This is a genomic window from Nocardia farcinica (genome assembly GCF_001182745.1).
Lineage (GTDB): Bacteria > Actinomycetota > Actinomycetes > Mycobacteriales > Mycobacteriaceae > Nocardia > Nocardia farcinica.
Genome location: NZ_LN868939.1, coordinates 714,276 through 729,019, shown reverse-complemented (window position 1 = coordinate 729,019; position 14,744 = coordinate 714,276). Strand labels below are relative to the sequence as shown.

The following is a 14,744-nucleotide window of genomic DNA, read 5'->3' as shown; positions in this document are numbered from 1 at the left end:
AGCGCGCACCGGAGGGACGACCCGTGCCGCCCCGCAGTGGAGCAGCGCCGGGCCGCCCTACCGGACCCGAGCCGACGCCCGGGCGCGCACCCGTGCCGGGCGGAAACCCTCGTCACCCCGGCCACGCTCCCGGCCCGGTGCCTGCTCCTGGTCCCCAGCCCGGGCACGGGCGACCGGCCGCGGGCCAGGACTTCGGTCCCGGCCACGCGCCGGGTCAGCGGCCCGGCGCCGAGCGCGTCGCGCCACCCGCAGCGGGCTTCGCCCCCGACGCGCCGGGGCGCGTCCCCGCACCCGGCAGGCCGCCGGTACCACCCGCGTCCGATCAGCCGCCCGGCCGACAGCGGACCCCCGGCCCGGCACCGGGCTATCCGTCCGCACCCGACGACGCTTCGCCCCGGCGTGGCCCCGTGCCGCCCGGCGGACCGGCACCCCGTCGCGGCGCCCCGACGCCCACCCCGGGCCACGGTCAGCGCCCCGTGCCACCGCTGCCGCCCGAGGCACCGCGTCCCGCGCAGCCCACCCGGATCCCGCCGCAGCGCCCCGACCGCACCCCGCCACCGGGCAGGCCGTTCCCGACGCCCGCGCACGGCGCGCGGCCGGTCGCCGCTCCGGAGCGGATTCCCGAGCCGGTGCCCGCGGCGGCCGGTAAACCCGTCGGCGCGAGCCGGGTGGTGCCACCGCCGCGACCTCGCGACGCCCGGCCGAGCACGCAGGAATGGGAAACCGAGCCCGAGGAGTCGGCCGAGCAGCCCAAGCAGAGCGCCGCGGCGCGGCTGCTGCGCGACTCGGGATCGATCGCCATCGCGACCCTGGTCAGCCGGATCACCGGCTTCGCCAAGGTGTTGATGCTGGCGGCCGTGCTCGGCCCCCAGATCGCCAGTGCGTTCACCTCGGCGAGCCTGATCCCGAACATGATCGCCGAGTTGGTGCTCGGCGCGGTGCTCACCGCCATCGTGGTGCCGACGCTGGTGCGCGCGGAGCAGGAGGACCCGGACGGCGGCGCCGCCTTCGTCCGGCGACTGGTCACCGCGGCGTTCGTGGTCCTGGCCACCGCGACGGTGCTGACCACGGCCGCCGCGCCGATCCTGGCCAGTCGCGTCTTCGTCGACGCCGACGGCCAGGTGGACACCGCGCTCACCACCGCCCTGACCTTCCTGCTGGTGCCCGCGATCCTCTTCTACGGCATGTCGGCGCTGTTCACGGCGGTGTTGAACACCCGGCAGAACTTCAAGCCGGGCGCGTGGGCACCGGTGCTGAACAACGTGGTCGTGCTCGTGGTGCTGGCGACCTACGCGTTGACCCCCGGCGAGATCACGCTGGACCCGGTACGGATGAGCGATCCGAAACTGCTGGTCCTCGGTGTGGGTGTCACGCTGGGTGTGGTGACCCAGGCGCTGGTGCTGCTGCCCGCGATCCGTCGCGAGGGCATCGACCTGCGGCCGCTGTGGGGTGTGGACGACCGCCTCAAGCAGTTCGGCACCATGGGCGCGGCCATCATCCTGTACGTGCTGATCAGCCAGATCGGCCTCATCTTCGCCAACCATGTGTCCTCGCAGGCCGACCAGGCCGGTCCGGCGATCTACTCCTACACCTGGCTGCTGCTGCAGCTGCCCTACGGCGTCCTCGGCGTCACCTTGCTGACCGCGATCATGCCCCGGCTCAGCCGCAACGCCGCCGCCGACGACACGCCCGCGGTGGTGGACGACCTGTCGGTGGCCACCCGCCTGACCATGATCGCGCTGGTCCCGGTCGTCACGTTCTTCACGCTGGCGGGCCCCCAGGTGGGCGAGGCGCTGTTCGGCTACGCGCGGTTCTCCGGCGACGCCGAGCGGCTCGGTCACGCGCTGAGCTGGTCGGCCTTCTCGTTGATCCCGTACGCGCTGGTGCTGATCCACCTGCGGGTGTTCTACGCCAGGGAGCAGGCGTGGACGCCGACCTGGATCATCCTCGGCATCACCGGCGTGAAGATCGTGCTCTCGGCGCTCGCCCCCTACCTCGCGGGATCCGACGAGCAGGTGGTCATCGTCCTCGGCGTCGTCAACGGCGTGAGCTTCGCCGTCGGCGCGTGCATCGGCGGATACCTGCTGCACCGCAGCCTGGGCGATCTGCGGATGGCGAACGTCGGCCGGACCGTGACGCGGGTGGTGCTGTCCTCGGTCGCCGCGGGCGCGGTCATGCTGATCGTCGACATCGTGCTCGGGCTGAACCGGCTGTCGGACTCGCTCGGCGGGCCCGGCTCGCTGATCCGCGTCGCCATCGACGGCATCGTGCTGTTCGCCGTCGCGTTCGGGCTGATGCGGCTGGCGGGCATTCCGGAGATCGTCGCGATCACCGTCGCGATCTCGCGCCGGCTCGGGATCACCCCGCCGGCGCCCGATCTCGATCTCGACGGCCCGGTCGAGGAGGAATATGCGACCCAGGTCCTGCGCAGGCCCGATCATTACATGTACTCCGGCTTCGACCCGGTCATGGATGCCCAGACGATGGTGCTGCCCGTGATCCGCCCCGAAGCTGTTGACGCCACCGGCCGAGTTCAGTTCCCGTACCCTGTTCGGCAGAAGAGCACAAGTGGCGAGTTCGCCGGCAGTTCGGCGTATCAGGGCGAAGCGACCAATCTTGGCGAAGGAGGAATGAGGGTGAGCGACGACGCGGCGGTGGGCGGCGTCCCAGCCGCCGATTCTTCTGCGACGCCGGCGGCCGGCGTGTCGACCGACAAACCGCCCGCCGCGGAGAAGCCGTCGGAAGCCGGGCACGAAACCGGTGCCGCCGCAGCCGAGCCCGCGCCGGGTCCGCGCGAGGATCGCCACGCGCCCCCGCGCGATCCGATGTACGACACCGGCATGATCCCGATCCCGCCGCGGCAGGTGCCCCCGCCCGCCGCCGAGGATCCCACCCGGCGCGTGCCGCGCGGTCCGAAGCTGATCCCCGGCGCCTCGGTGGCCGGCGGCCGGTACCGCCTGCTGGCCAGCCACGGTGGCGCCCGCGGGCTGAAGTTCTGGCAGGCGCTCGACATCAAGCTCGACCGCGAGGTGGCGCTCACCTTCGTCGACGCCGACCAGAAGGCCGGCGACAACTCCGGCCACGACGGCCCGCAGGCGATCCTGTCGCGCACGCTGCGGCTCGGCCGCATCAATTCGCCCGGCCTGGCCCGTGTCCTCGACGTGGTGCGCGGCAGCTCCGGCGGCATCGTGGTCGCCGAATGGACGCCGGGCCGCTCACTGCGCGAGATGGCCGAGACCGTGCCGTCGCCGATCGGCGCCGCGCGCGCGATCCGCGCCTTGGCCTCGGCCGCGGAACTGGCCCATCGCGGCGGCGGCTCGCTCTCGATCGATCACCCCGACCGGATCCGCATCAGCGCGTCCGGTGACGCGGTGCTCGCCTTCCCCGGCACACTCGCCGACTCCGACGCCCAGTCCGACGTGCGCGGTCTCGGTGCGATGCTGTACGCCCTGATCACCGCGCGCTGGCCGATCCGGCCGGGTGGGGTGAGCGGCAGCGCCGCGACGGTCGGCGGACTGCGCCTGGCCGACTTCGGCCCGGACGGCACGCCGGTGGAGCCGCGCCAGATCCGGCCCGAGGTGCCGTTCGAGATCTCGGCGGTCGCGGTGCGCTCGCTCGAGTCGAACAAGGGTGTCCGTACCGCCGCCACCGTGCAGCACGTGCTCGAGCAGGCGTCGGTGGTGGATCAGAAGACCGATTTCATCCCGGTGCTGCGGCTCGGGCAGCGTGCCCAGCCGCCCGGCGACGATTCGCTGGCCGACCCGGAATTGCTGGCGCAGGAACGGGAACGTTCGCAGCGCATGGTCTGGGTGATGGTCGGCCTCGGTGTGCTGGCGGCGCTGGTCGTCGGCGTGGTGATCTGGTGGCTGGTGAGCATCTTCGCCCCCGGCGCCTCCGACGCACCGCTGGACGAGCAGCGCAACATCGGCCTGACCACCAACAGCACCCCGGCGCCCACCCCCGCCGCGCCCGGCGCGGTGCCGAACAACCCGGTGGCCGGTGGTGTCCCGGTGCCGGTGACCGGTGTCACGGTCTTCTCCCCGCAGGGCACACCGGACGGGGTGAACTCGGTGAACGCGGTGCTGGACAACGACCCCGCGACGGTGTGGCGCACCGATCAGTACTTCCAGCAGTTCCCGGCCCTCAAGAAGGGGGTCGGCCTGATGGCCACGCTGCCGAGCCCGGCGAAACTGACGAACGTGTCGATCAATTCGCCGACGCCGGGTACTTCGGTGGAAATTCGCACCTCGCCGACGAATTCGCCGACGTTGGATCAGACGCAGCTGATCGGCACCGCCCAGCTCGGTGCGGGTGTGACCGAAATTCCGGTCAGCACAGATCAATCCGCCCGCTATGTGCTGGTGTGGATCACCGGCCTGGGCAACACGGGCAATCAATTCCAGTCGGCCATCGCCGACCTGCGTTTCGACGCCGCGCCCTGACGGCACCCCGCTACCCGGCGGGCCCCGGATCCAAACCTGGTCTGGTTGCTGCCCGTTCGGCACTGCCGATATGATCGGCTGGCGCTCTCAGCAGGGGAGCTTCCCGGGTTCTGGTGTCGCGATCCCGGATGCTGCGAAGAATTCTCGATGACGGTCGACGGTGGCTGTCGTCAGGTGAGCGCCGTCCAAGGGGTTGGTTTTGTCGTCGGAATTGAACGAGGATTCCCGAGGGGGAAGTTCGCGGCCGGTCACGGCCCGCGAACGCTCGTTCGCGCTCCACGAACTCTCCGACGTCGAGTTGCTGCAGGCGCACGCGGCCGGGCGCGGGCATGCCTTCGCCGAGCTGTTGCGCAGGCACAACGATCATCTGTGGCAGACGGCCCTGCGCACCTCCTACACCCGCGAGGACGCCGCCGATTCGCTCCAGGACGCGCTGCTCTCGGCGCACCGCACGGCGGGCACGTTCCGCGCCGAGGCGGAGGTGCGCAGCTGGCTGCACGCGATCGTGGTGAACGCCTGCCTGGACCGCATCCGCCGCAACAAGACCCGGCGTGCGGTCTCCTTCGCGCCGGAGAGCCTGCCCGAACGCACCGAGGAACGCGACGCCTTCGCCGAATTGGAGATGTCGCTGGTGGTGGACCGCGCGCTGTTCTCGCTACCGCCCGATCAGCGCACCGCGCTGGTCGCCGTGGACCTGGAGGGGTATAGCGTGGCCGACGCGGCCGCGATGCTCGGCGTGCCGGAGGGGACGATCAAGAGCCGGTGCGCCCGGGCCAGGCAACGGCTGCAGGAACGTTTGGAATTTCTGCGTGATCCGGGGAACCGGAAGTAATCGTGGTGCGTCATTAATAGTGACGAGCCAGTTGGCGATGTTCACAACGTGACCCCCGACCAGGGGCCGCACGAATGTACGTGACGATCGCAGACCAGCGACCGTGACGTCGGACGACGAGACACAGATGTCGAATGGGAAAAACGGAGGTGCGATGGCGACCCGGTCCGTACCGCAGCCTCCCTTCTCGGCGGAGCTGCTGGCCGACCTGCACGCCGACAACATCGATCCCGAACTCGGCGCGCAATTGCGGCCGGTCGTCCGGGCCGACGCGAGCGCGTCGCGCTACCTACACGACCTGGACGAGGTGAGCGCCCGCGTCCGCGCGCTGGGCACCGACGACCGCATCATCCACCCCATGCCCGCCGACGTGGCGGAACGGCTGGCGGCCTTCGTCGACGCCCTCGACAGCGGCGCGGAGTCCGCGGCATCGAATGGTGCGCCGACGAACGCAAACGGCTGGGGCCCAACGCATTCCGAGTCACCCATGCCTCGGATTCCGGATGCCGAAGCAGTCGGCGCGGGCGATTTCGGTGACGTTCCGTTCGGCGTGACCGGCTTCCCGGCACCCGTCGACCCGGCCGACGCGCCGGGGACCGTCACCCCGATACGCCCGCGGCGGCGCGGTGCCCTGCGGTGGGCGGCCGCCGCGGCCGCCGCCGTGGCCATCCTCGCCGGCGCGGGCATCGGCCTGCGGCTCACGTCGGTCACCGAGGGTCCGCCGGTCGCGCAACCGACCTCGACGGCCCGGATCGGCGACGAACTCACGGCCACCGCCGCGCTGGCCGCACTCGGCCGTCACGACGTCACCGGCCCCCTCGCCAACGACGCCGCGCTGGACCGCTGCGTACAGGCCGCCGGGCTCGACCGACCGGTGCTCGGTGCCATGAACATGACCTATCGCGGCGACAACGCGGTGCTGATCCTGCTCAGCGGACCGGCCACGCCGAAGATCACCGCGCTGGTCGTCGGACCGGGCTGCACCACCGGCGATCCGCAAGTGCGCAACATCACCGACATCGGCTGACCCGCCGCGGGCGGACCCGGCCCGGGAACAACAGCGTTTAGGCTGTTGTTGATCGTCACGTTCCCCGCAGATCTTTCGGAAGGGTCTCATGAGCACGCCAGTTCGCGACCTGATCATCGTCGGCTCCGGCCCGGCCGGTTACACCGCGGCCGTGTACGCGGCCCGCGCGGAGCTGAAGCCGCTGCTGTTCGAGGGCACCCAGTTCGGCGGCGCGCTGATGACGACCACGGAGGTCGAGAACTTCCCCGGCTTCCGCAACGGCATCATGGGCCCCGACCTCATGGAGGAGATGCGCGAGCAGGTCAAGCGCTTCGGCGCGGAGATCCGCACCGAGGACGTCGACGCCCTCGACCTCACCGGCCCGGTGAAGAAGGTCACCGTCGGCGACGAGACCTACGAGGCCTACGCGGTGATCCTGGCGATGGGCTCGGCGGCCCGCTACCTGAACGTCCCGGGCGAGGAGCGCCTGCTCGGACGCGGCGTGAGCGCGTGCGCCACCTGTGACGGCTTCTTCTTCCGCGGCCAGGACATCGTCGTGGTCGGCGGCGGCGACTCGGCCATGGAGGAGGCGACCTTCCTCACCAAGTTCGCCAGCAGCGTCACCATCGTGCACCGCCGCGAGGAGTTCCGCGCCTCGCGCATCATGCTCGAGCGCGCCAAGGCCAACAGCAAGATCAAGTTCGTGTTGAACGCCGAGGTCACCGAGGTGCACGGCGACACCTCCGTGACCGGCCTCACCCTGCGCGACACCCGCACCGGCGAGACCTCGCACCTCGCGGCCACCGGCCTGTTCGTGGCGATCGGCCACGACCCGCGCAGCGAACTCGTGCGCGACCAGGTCGAGCTGGACGCCGAGGGTTACGTGGTGGTCGAGCACCCCACCACCGCGACCAAGATCCCCGGTGTCTTCGCCGCGGGCGACCTCGTCGACCACACCTACCGCCAGGCCATCACGGCCGCGGGCACCGGCTGCCGCGCCGCGATCGACGCCGAGCGCTGGCTCGCCGAACAGGGCGACATCACCGACAACACCCTGGACAACGCCGGTGAGCCGGTTGCGGTGAACGCCAACTGATTTCGTCGCCGAACAGCTTCGAGCACGACAGCGCTTCGAGCACGACAGCAAGGAGATACCCCATGTCCGAGAACGGCAAGACGGTCACCGTCACCGACGCGTCCTTCGCCGACGACGTCCTGATGAGCGAGAAGCCCGTGCTGGTGGACTTCTGGGCGGACTGGTGCGGCCCGTGCAAGATGGTCGCCCCGGTGCTCGAGGAGATCGCGGGCACGCACGCCGACAAGCTGACCGTCGCCAAGCTGGATGTGGACGCCAACCCCGCCACCGCCCGCGATTATCAGATCCTGTCGCTGCCCACTATGATGCTGTTCCGCGGCGGTAAGCCGGTGAAGCAGATCGTCGGCGCCAAGGGCAAAGCGGCCCTCCTGCGCGAACTGGACGGCGTCATCTGACGCCGGGAGATCACGACGCGCCGTAGGATGCCTGCACCCGGTAATTGCCGAATTCCGGGCCAGGTCTGAGACAATCGACCGACGCTCCGGTCGTGCGAGGGTGTGTGCGCCATCGCATGAGTGGGTACCCGGGTTGACGGAAGGAAAGGGCTCTCACGCATGCACCGACTTCGTCACGGCGACACCGGCCCAGCTGTAGCAGAGGTCCGGAGCACCCTGGCAAGTCTCGGATTCCTGCACGCACACGCCGGCTCGGACGAGTCGCAGTCGCCCGAGTACTGGAAGGACACCGAGGCCTCCTTCGACCATCACCTCGACTCCGCGGTCCGCGCGTTCCAGCAACATCGCGGGCTGCTGGTCGACGGTGTGGTCGGCCCGGCGACGTACCGGGCGCTGAAGGAGGCGTCCTACCGGCTCGGCGCCCGCACCCTGATCTATCAGCTCTCGGCGCCGCTCTACGGCGACGACGTGGCGACCTTGCAGCGCAAGTTGCAGGATCTCGGGTTCTACGTGCACCGGGTGGACGGCTACTTCGGTCCGCACACCCATGACGCGCTCACCGCGTTCCAGCGCGAGATCGGCCTGTCCGCCGACGGCATCTGCGGCCCCGACACGCTGCGTTCGCTGGAACTGCTCGGTGCCCGTGTCACCGGCGGCAATCCGCACCGGATCGCCGAGGAAGAGGTCGTGCACCGCGCGGGACCGCAGCTCACCGGCAAGCGCATCGTCATCGATCCCGGTCTCGGCGGTCCCGACAAGGGCTACGCCGTGCCGTCGGAGTTCGGTGACGTGTACGAGTCGGAGATTCTCTGGGATCTGGCCAGCCGGCTGGAGGGCCGGATGGCAGCCACCGGCATGGAGACCTTCCTGTCGCGGCCGTGGGGGTCCAACCCGACCGATGCCGAACGCGCCGAGACCTCCAACGCCTTCGACGCCGATCTGATGATCTCGTTGCGCTGCGCGACGAATCCCAGTCCATCCGCCAACGGCGTGGCCAGCTTCCACTTCGGCAACTCGCACGGGTCGGTCTCGATGATCGGTCAGGTGCTGGCCGGGTTCATCCAGCGCGAGGTGGTCGCGCGCACATCGCTGCAGGACTGCCGCACGCACGCGCGGACCTGGGATCTGCTGCGGCTGACCAAGATGCCGACCGTCCAGGTCGACATCGGATACCTGACCAACGAATACGACGCGTCGGTGCTCACCAACCCACGCATGCGCGACGTGATCGCCGAGGCCATCCTGATCTCGGTGAAGCGGCTCTACCTGCTCGGCCAGGACGACCAGCCCACCGGCACCTACACCTTCGCCGAGCTGCTCGCCGAAGAATTGGCCGCCGCCGACCGCTCCTGAACCACCGAAAGAGCCCCCGTCGACCGTGATTCGACGGGGGCTTTCTCGTGCGCTGGGTCAGCGTGCTCCGGCGCGGGTCGGCACGGTCAGCGACGCCGCCGCCAGCAGCTGGTCGAGCGCGCGTTCGACGTCTTCCTTCCAGCCGTGATCGGAGTCGAGCTCGAGCCGCAGCCGCGGGAACCGGTGGTGCGGCGCCACGACTTCGAAGCCGAAGTCCTCCAGTAGATCCGCCTCGATCATGCAGGTCTCGGGGGAGCAGTCGGCCGACGGCGCCGACTTGCCGCGCACCGGCCCGCCGATCCGCTCCATCAGCCGCATCGACCCGGCGAGCCGGTCCGACAACGGTTTCGACGCGGGCCCGGACCGGATGCCGAACGCCTCGAGCGCCCGGACGCCGCGCCGCACCAGATCCGAGACGACGGCTTGGAGCAGGCGGTGGGCGATGTCGTCGTCGCGGTGCGCGGGCTCGGTGCACAGCGTCGTCAACAGAATCGCGTCCGGGCTCACCGGGGAGGTGGGAAACAGCGTCGCCCGGGGCACCGCGGTCGGCGGCGAGTACAGCGCGCAGCCGGCTGCCTTACCGTCCACGTGCGCGACCTGACCGCAGGACCCCCACTCCAGCATGACCGTGGAGAGCCAAGCCTCCTTCTCGAAGACCGGGTCGCTGAATCCGTGGGAGTCCGCGGCGACGGCGGGATCGATCTCCCAGAACACACACCTCCTGGCGTGTGCGGGCAGCTTGTCCAACCCGTCGAGGGTAAGTGCTGTGACGCTGGTCGACACCGCTCTGCTCAGCCTCCAGCTGTCCGATTCATCCACGCTCACGCCGCATCACAGATCATCTTAGAACCTGCCTCATTCCACGTCGCTGTGCTGTTGATCAGGAGGCCCGACCGCGGCGACTTTCCGGCGAACAGCGCACACCGGACCGCGATCGAACGCGCCGTCACAGTGACGTTTCGGCGCCGGGTCCCTGGTTATCGAGAAATCAGTGCTGATTTCGTCACTCGGACGACATCTGAAGCTGCTGTTGCTGCATCAGACCGACGATCCGTTCGAGGTCTTCCACCGACCCGAATTCGACGACGATCTTGCCCTTGCGCTTGCCCAGGCTCACCGTCACGCGCGTGTCGAACGAGTTCGACAGCTTCTCCGCGACGTCCTGCAGACCGGGCATGTGGATGGGCTTGCGCTTGGGTGCCGGGGGAGTGGCGGCGGAGTCCGGCTCGCGATTGGCAAGCGTCACCGCCTCCTCGGTCGCCCGCACCGACATCCCCTCGGCGACGATCCGCGCGGCCAACGCCTCCTGCGCGTCCGGTCCGGCCTCCAACCCGAGCAGCGCCCGCGCGTGCCCGGCGGACAGCACGCCCGCCGCCACCCGACGCTGCACGGGAATGGGTAGTTTCAGCAGCCGGATCATGTTGGTGACGACGGGGCGGGACCGGCCGATCCGGGCGGCGAGTTCCTCGTGGGTGACGCCGAACTCCTCCAGCAGCTGCTGATAGGCGGCCGCCTCTTCGAGCGGGTTCAGCTGGACCCGGTGGATGTTCTCCAGCAGCGCGTCGCGGAGCAGCGCATCATCGGCGGTCTCGCGCACGATCGCCGGAATCGCCTCGAGGCCCGCTTCCTGGCATGCCCGCCAGCGCCGCTCGCCCATGACGAGCTGGTACTTGTCGACACCCGGCTCCAGCCGCCGCACGACGATCGGCTGCATCAGACCGAACTCGCGGATGGAGTGGACCAGCTCGGCGAGGGCGTCTTCCTCGAAGACCTGGCGCGGCTGCTTGGGATTCGGCTCGATCTGATCCGGCGGAATTTCGCGATAGACCGCGCCACTGGGCGAGGTCAGTTCCTCCGCCTGGGTGTCGGACCGGAGCGGGGAGGCGGGCGTGGCCCCGGCCGGGTCCACGCCGATGATCACGTTCGCGGCCGCGGTGCCGAGCCCGTTGGGCGTGACCAGTCCCTTGGGCTTGGCTGTCCCGGGCGGGGCGGTGGGGGTGGTCAGTCCGTTCGGAATGGTGTCCGGTCCTGTCGGGATCAACGCCGCAAGACCGCGTCCCAGTCCGCCCTTCTTCGCCTGACTCATCGGCTTACCGATCCCTTCCCTCGTTCCGCCACAACCGGGTCACCGCGACCCGGGTCACTCCGTACCGCTCGTGATCTGACGGGCCATCGCGCGCTGCGCGATCTCCCGCCCGGCATCGAGATAGCTCATCGCACCCCGGGAGCCTGGATCATAATCGAGCACCGTCATGCCGTAGCCCGGCGCCTCGGACACCTTCACGCTGCGGGGGATCACCGAGCGCAGCACCACATCACCGAAGTGTCCGCGTACTTCCTCGGCCACCTGGTCGGCGAGCTTGGTCCGGCCGTCGTACATGGTCAGGATCACCGTGGAGACGTGCAGCTCGGGATTGAGGTGCGCCTGCACCAGGCTGATGTTGCGGATCAGCTGACCCACCCCCTCCAGCGCGTAGTACTCGCACTGGATCGGGATGAGCACCTCCTTGGCGGCGACGAGCGCGTTCACCGTGAGCAAGCCCAGCGACGGCGGGCAGTCGATCATCACGTAGTCGATGTCGTACCCGGCGATATTCGCCTCCTGGATCGCCGCCTTCAGACGACCTTCCCGCGCGACCATCGAGACGAGTTCGATCTCGGCGCCGGCCAGATCGATGGTCGCCGGGATGCACAGCAGATTCTCGTTGTGCGGACTCTGCTGAATCGCATCCTTCACGGTGACCTCACCGATGAGGAGTTCATAGCTGGAGGGGACACCGGAATGGTGATCGATGCCGAGCGCGGTACTCGCGTTCCCCTGCGGATCGAGATCGATCACGAGCACCTTCATGCCCTGATGCGCGAGAGCCGCGGCGAGATTCACCGCGGTCGTCGTCTTCCCGACACCGCCCTTCTGGTTGGCGATGGTGATGATCCGTTGCTCGCGAGGTTTCGGCACAGTCACCTTTCCTGGATGCAGTATCTGACTTGCCCGCTGAGCCTCGGCAGCGATCGGGGTCTCACTGGGGGAGATGTGCCCGAACGGTGTGCTTCCGAATGCGTCCGCATCGAAGTTGCTGGAGTCCAGCATCCCCGGCACGCGCGACGTTGTTTCCCGTGAAACATTCGCCGGACCGCTCGACATAGACAGCTCCTAACCCGAGAACTTCAGACCACGCGCTACCGGCCGAACGCCGACGCCGTGTCGTAAACCGCTGTGTCGGATCGAACATGATGCTTCATCGTGGGCGGACTGCGCCCGATTCCTCCGAGCGGAGCTCGCCCCGCACACCCGTTTCCCTCCGTGGCACCTACGCTCACGCCCGACGCCCATTAGCTTGCCAGCACTGAGCGCGCGAGGAAAGTTGAATCGCGGTGCGGCGCAGAGGACACGCGGATCGACACCGTTTCGTTTCACGTGAAACGCGGGGGGAGGGTGGAGTGGGGTTCCGACTGCGGCTGCGGCGGGGCGGCTTTGGTCGTTCTGCGGGGCGCGAGGCTGTTCGCGTTGGCAGCCGTCGCACTGCTGACGGATGGGGGTAGGGCGCGCCTGTCCCTTGCTGGGTGCGGGCGCGGTTCGGGTCGGCAGGTGAGGTGTCTGGAGTTCAGTGGTCGGCTCGATGTTTCACATGAAACATCGCGGCCTGGCGCAATACCGCTGCGCACACGGAGCTGTGGTCCGACGCCGGGGCGGCCAGGGCGAGGGCGCCTACGACGAAGCCGGCTCATTCGTCGAGCCAGTAGCGAATCGGTGGGTCGCAGCGCGGCGGACCGCGGCTGTGCCGTGGCCGCTGCGCCGACCTCGGGCGGGGCCGTTCGCGCGCCGCACTTTGCCACATCTCGCCGCCGCCTTCTCGATGCGCGGTAGCAAGACGGGCACAGACCCCTGCGGCTTCGCGTCCGCAGCGGTCGAGATCGCAGCGGCTGTGGGCGGGCCACCCGGGCTGGTAGCGCCCTCCGGGCGAGCGGCGCTTGAGGTCGCAGCGGACAGGGGTGGCCTACGAGACTCCCAGGGGCCATCGGCGGGGTCCGGGTTCCCGGGGGCCATCCGCGGGGTCCGGGTTCCCGGGGGCCATCCGCGGGGTCCGGGTTCGCAGCGGGCATCCGCGGGGTCCGGGTTCGCAGCGGGCATCCGCGGGCTCCGGGTTCCCAGCGGGCATCCGCGGGCTCCGGGTTCGCAGCGGCCAAGGGCGGGCTCCGGGGTTGCGGCGCCATGGCCGCAACCCGACGACCAGTGCGGTTCGTAGAGTGCGGAGCGGAATGGGTTCCGGCGCGGCGGCTCCAAGGCGGGAGCGACCATCATGGCCCGCGTCGCCGCTGCGAACTCGACGAAGAGTGCAACGGAGGGCTCGGCCTCCAGTCGGCGAATCCCACTGATCCTCAACTCCCGGCAGGTGGTCGGATGACGAACTAATTCGCCCCCCCCGCCAGCGCCAGCGACCGGGGAGTACCTCGGATTGCGGTTACCGGCACGCGCGGCTGCGGTCAGTCGAGCACGCTGATCGGACCGGGCCGATCACGAGCACGTCCAACCATGACATCTCCGAGTCACCCCCGACAGACGGTTCCGCCCCACAAATTCCGCCGGCTCGCGCACCGCCTCGGCGCCCTTTCGATTCCATGGTCGAGCACTGGTCGGGCTCAGGTGCCGGTCCGGGCTCAGCGGCCGGTCCGGGCTCAGCGGCCGGTCCGCGCTCAGCCGCCGGTCCGCGCTCAGCCGCCGGTCCGCGCTCAGCCGCCGGCCCGCGCTCAGCCGCCGGCCCGCGCTCAGCCGCCGGCCCGCGCTCAGCCGCCGGTCCTATCCCGTGCGTGGTCACGGTCGACGGTCTCGACGACGTGCCGCCGGGCGCGCAGATCCTGATCGCCGCGACGCAGGCACCGTCACCGTCGATTCCGATCCCGCCACCGCGGCCGCCGCCGGTTGCCGACCATCGCGCCACAGCCACCCGTCCGTGCTCAGCTGCACGTCGGTGCTCAGCCACCCATCCAGCGCACACTTACGAGTTGGCCGCCACCCACGAGTTCGCCGCCACCCACCAGTCCGCGCCCACCCACGAATCCGCGCCCACCCACCAGTCCACGCCCACCCACGAATCCGCGCCCACCCACCAGTCCACGCCCACCCACCAGTTGGGGCTCGACGAACCGCAGCCGGTCGGACTCGGACATCAGCGCCCGCACTCGGTCGCCGGTCCCGGCGTCGGCAGCGTGGTCCAGCGGGCGCCGGTCTGTTCCGAGAATCGATCGTGGGGCTCAGGGGCCAGTGCCGGGCAACACGTCTGCCGAGCACGGTCAGCGGCTGCGCGGCTACTGCCCGCGGCCGGACCACCGGTGCGAGTGGGTCCCAGCATCTGCCCGGGCGTGAGGTACCGCTGGCGAGATGGACTACCGGCAACCGCACCGGGGCACTTCGTCAGCGAGTACCCGGGTCGGCATTCTCCGCTCTTCCGCCACCTTGCCCTCGCGGTCACCGCTGCCGCATTCGTCACCACTGCTGCGCTCGCCATCGTTGTGAATCCCGCCAGCGAGTCAACATGACGTGCTGTCCGGGCTCGACCATCACGGCAAGCTGCTGCCAGCCACGGGTGGTGTCCCTCGGTGGCGGCCTTCGCTCGCGAGG

Annotated in this window: 9 protein-coding genes; 6 read left to right on the top strand and 3 right to left on the bottom strand. The window is 69.9% G+C overall.

Features of this window, described 5'->3' with window-relative positions; translation table 11 throughout:
• The first annotated feature begins 668 nt into the window (after positions 1–668).
• The 6 genes from AMO33_RS20410 to AMO33_RS20385 all read left to right on the top strand — a co-directional run bounded on the left by AMO33_RS20410 (position 669) and on the right by AMO33_RS20385 (position 9,124).
• Positions 669–4,442: a murein biosynthesis integral membrane protein MurJ gene (locus tag AMO33_RS20410; protein WP_060595061.1), complete on the top strand. Its 3,774-nt coding sequence runs from the start codon at positions 669–671 to the stop codon at positions 4,440–4,442.
• A 298-nt stretch (positions 4,443–4,740) separates the two neighbouring features.
• On the top strand, positions 4,741–5,274 hold the full coding sequence (sigM, locus tag AMO33_RS20405) for an RNA polymerase sigma factor SigM (protein ID WP_050768358.1): 534 nt from the start codon (positions 4,741–4,743) through the stop codon (positions 5,272–5,274).
• Positions 5,275–5,428: 154 nt separating this feature from the next.
• Positions 5,429–6,301 carry a hypothetical protein gene (locus AMO33_RS20400; RefSeq protein ID WP_060593920.1) on the top strand — a complete coding sequence of 291 codons (873 nt, stop codon included), beginning with the start codon at positions 5,429–5,431 and terminating at the stop codon, positions 6,299–6,301.
• Positions 6,302–6,389: 88 nt separating this feature from the next.
• Positions 6,390–7,376 (top strand): thioredoxin-disulfide reductase, encoded by a 987-nt coding sequence (trxB, locus tag AMO33_RS20395; RefSeq protein WP_060593919.1) that lies wholly within the window; start codon positions 6,390–6,392, stop codon positions 7,374–7,376.
• Between the two features lie 62 nt (positions 7,377–7,438).
• Positions 7,439–7,771 carry a thioredoxin gene (gene trxA / locus AMO33_RS20390; protein ID WP_011212197.1) on the top strand — a complete coding sequence of 111 codons (333 nt, stop codon included), beginning with the start codon at positions 7,439–7,441 and terminating at the stop codon, positions 7,769–7,771.
• A gap of 159 nt (positions 7,772–7,930) precedes the next feature.
• Positions 7,931–9,124 carry an N-acetylmuramoyl-L-alanine amidase gene (locus tag AMO33_RS20385; RefSeq protein ID WP_011212198.1) on the top strand — a complete coding sequence of 398 codons (1,194 nt, stop codon included), beginning with the start codon at positions 7,931–7,933 and terminating at the stop codon, positions 9,122–9,124.
• Positions 9,125–9,181: 57 nt separating this feature from the next.
• On the opposite strand, the gene AMO33_RS20380 is transcribed toward AMO33_RS20385, so the two are convergent.
• The 3 genes from AMO33_RS20380 to AMO33_RS20370 form a co-directional block, all read right to left on the bottom strand.
• Positions 9,182–9,907, bottom strand: a complete 726-nt coding sequence (locus tag AMO33_RS20380; RefSeq protein WP_041560519.1) for a GNAT family N-acetyltransferase — start codon at positions 9,905–9,907, stop codon at positions 9,182–9,184.
• Positions 9,908–10,127: 220 nt separating this feature from the next.
• Positions 10,128–11,210: a ParB/RepB/Spo0J family partition protein gene (locus AMO33_RS20375; RefSeq protein WP_060593918.1), complete on the bottom strand. Its 1,083-nt coding sequence runs from the start codon at positions 11,208–11,210 to the stop codon at positions 10,128–10,130.
• Between the two features lie 54 nt (positions 11,211–11,264).
• The gene (locus AMO33_RS20370) at positions 11,265–12,215 is read right to left on the bottom strand and encodes a ParA family protein (RefSeq protein ID WP_228789993.1); all 951 of its coding nucleotides are present in this window, start codon (positions 12,213–12,215) and stop codon (positions 11,265–11,267) included.
• Positions 12,216–14,744: the final 2,529 nt, after the last annotated feature.

What these genes read in the sequence shown, in the direction of transcription:
- trxA (WP_011212197.1), top strand. Translation starts at nt 7,439, where the DNA reads ATGTCCGAGAACGGCAAGACGGTCACCGTCACCGACGCGTCCTTCGCC.
- AMO33_RS20375 (WP_060593918.1), bottom strand. Translation starts at nt 11,210, where the DNA reads ATGAGTCAGGCGAAGAAGGGCGGACTGGGACGCGGTCTTGCGGCGTTG.
- AMO33_RS20370 (WP_228789993.1), bottom strand. Translation starts at nt 12,215, where the DNA reads ATGCTGGACTCCAGCAACTTCGATGCGGACGCATTCGGAAGCACACCG.
- AMO33_RS20400 (WP_060593920.1), top strand. Translation starts at nt 5,429, where the DNA reads ATGGCGACCCGGTCCGTACCGCAGCCTCCCTTCTCGGCGGAGCTGCTG.
- trxB (WP_060593919.1), top strand. Translation starts at nt 6,390, where the DNA reads ATGAGCACGCCAGTTCGCGACCTGATCATCGTCGGCTCCGGCCCGGCC.
- AMO33_RS20385 (WP_011212198.1), top strand. Translation starts at nt 7,931, where the DNA reads ATGCACCGACTTCGTCACGGCGACACCGGCCCAGCTGTAGCAGAGGTC.